Origin of the sequence: Mycobacterium sp., from assembly GCF_049802695.1 — a bacterium.
Classification (GTDB): domain Bacteria; phylum Actinomycetota; class Actinomycetes; order Mycobacteriales; family Mycobacteriaceae; genus Mycobacterium.
In genome coordinates, this window is the sequence record NZ_JBARMY010000053.1 from 1 (window position 1) to 2,084 (window position 2,084).

General features: G+C 63.9%; 3 protein-coding genes and 1 pseudogene. All 4 read left to right on the top strand.

The window, feature by feature from the left end:
* Positions 1-260 (top strand): DUF3253 domain-containing protein (locus WA317_RS02115; protein ID WP_425171468.1); only part of this gene is annotated, 260 nt, incomplete at its 5' end.
* Positions 257-757 carry a DUF427 domain-containing protein gene (locus tag WA317_RS02120; protein ID WP_425171469.1) on the top strand — a complete coding sequence of 167 codons (501 nt, stop codon included), beginning with the start codon at positions 257-259 and terminating at the stop codon, positions 755-757. The genes WA317_RS02115 and WA317_RS02120, both read left to right, overlap by 4 nt.
* Positions 758-1,072: 315 nt before the next feature.
* Positions 1,073-1,759, top strand: a complete 687-nt coding sequence (locus WA317_RS02125; protein ID WP_425171470.1) for a GAF and ANTAR domain-containing protein — start codon at positions 1,073-1,075, stop codon at positions 1,757-1,759.
* A pseudogene (locus WA317_RS02130) lies at positions 1,756-2,084 on the top strand (cytochrome b); the annotation flags it as partial. The gene WA317_RS02125 and the pseudogene WA317_RS02130, both read left to right, overlap by 4 nt.

The window sequence follows — 2,084 nt, forward strand, 5'->3', positions numbered from 1 at the left end:
GGCCGGTGGCCTCGCGGCTGCAGGCGGCGATTCTGGCGCTGGCACAGCACCGCGCCCCGGCAGGCAGCATCTGTCCCTCCGACGCCGCCCGCGCAGTAGGGGGCGACAACTGGCGTGAACTGACCACCCAAAGCCGGGAAATCGCGATCCGGCTGGCGCGAGCCGGAGACGTGCAGATCCTGCAAGGCGGCGTCGTCCGCGATCCGGACCGGTCGTTACGCGGGCCGATCCGCATCCGTGCTGCGGGCGAAGATTCGTGACGCCGTGGCCGAAGCCCGGTGTGCCGGCCCCCGGGCAGGAGTCGGTATGGCACTATCCTCGCCCGCCGCGGTTGGAGCAGTTCGCCGGCTCGATCACGGTGGAGCTGGGCGGTGAGATCATCGCGTCGACCACCCGAGCCTGGCGGGTGCTGGAGACCAGTCATCCGCCCAGCTACTACCTGCCTCGAGATGCCTTCGCGGAAGGTGTTCTCCGTGCCGCGAGTGGGTCGTCGTGGTGCGAATGGAAAGGTCGGGCCGGCTACTACGACCTGGTGACGGCGGCACGGCGAGCGGTCAGCGCCGGGTGGACTTACGAGCAGCCGAATCCGCGATTCGCCGACATCGCGGGCGCGATCGCCGTCATGCCTGGGAAGGTCGACCGCTGCACGGTCAACGGCGAAGAAGTGACTCCCCAGCCCGGCGGCTTCTACGGCGGATGGGTCAACAGCTGGATCGCCGGACCTTTCAAGGGCGGGCCCGGCTCCTTCGGTTGGTAGCCGGCCCGAGTTCACTTCAGTTTCCGTGCGAAGCAAGACACGCACACGTGCTCAAAGTGACACAAGTCACGGACGGCCGCACCGGTGCTAAGCGTAATCTCGGCCTATATTCTTAATAGTTAACTTCCTGAAATTGTTTCGTCGTGTCGGATCAGAACCGGGAAGGGGCAAGAGACCGCAGCGCCGGGCCGGAGTCGAAAGCAACCGCGACCGGCGGGTGGACGGTTGTGACCGCTTGCATCGGTGCGGAAGGGACCCGTGGTGGATCAAGGCAGCGCGGCTTGGCCTGACTCAGGCGACTCGATCCTGTTTCGCATGAACGATCTGGTACGAGATCTGCAGAGTCAGGCCGGAAGCGACTTCAATCTGGGGTCAACGCTCGACGAGCTGACCTTCAATGCGGCTCAAATTGTTCCCGGCGCTGCGCATGCCGGCATCACGGTCAGCAAGAGAGCGGGAGTCATCGAGACCGTCGCCCCCACCGACAGTTATCCGGTGGTACTCGACGATATTCAACGAAGCTACAACGAAGGACCGTGTCTGTCAGCGGCGCGGCACAACCACCTGGTTCGCATCGACGACCTCAGTACCGACGACCGGTGGCCGCGGTACTCCCGGGAAGCGGTGGCAATCACGCCGATTCGTTCGATGTTGTCCTTGCAATTGTTTGCTCACGGCCCCAGGTCGGCCGCGCTCAATCTGTACTCCGAGCAGGTGAATGCGTTCGGTGAGGAGTCGGCGAAGTTGGGCCTAATCTTCGCCGCCTACACGACGCTCACCTGGAGCATGTTGAGCCGAGACCAGCAATACCGAAGAGGGCTGAGCTCTCGCGACACGATCGGCCAAGCCAAGGGCATGCTCATGGAGCGCTTCCATATCGACGCCGAGGCCGCATTCGAGCTGCTCAGGCGGCGCTCGCAGGAGTCCAACACGCCTGTTATCACGTTAGCTCGCCGGCTCACCGACCCGGACGAGCCGGAAGTTTGGGAGCGTACGACATGAGTGTGAAGTTGAGTCCGCCGAAAGTCGATATGGGCGCGGTGATGGCGCGGCAGGGTGACGACATCGACTCGCGGTACCACCCCTCGGCGGCGGTGCGGCGGCAGCTGAACAAAGTGTTCCCGACGCACTGGTCGTTTCTGTTGGGCGAGATCGCGTTGTACAGCTTCATCGTGTTGCTGCTCACCGGCGTCTACCTGACGTTGTTCTTCGATCCGTCGATGACCGAGGTGACCTACAACGGCATCTACCAGCCGCTGCGCGGCGTGGAGATGTCGAAGGCCTACGAGTCGACGCTGAACATCAGCTTCGAGGTGCGCGGCGGGTT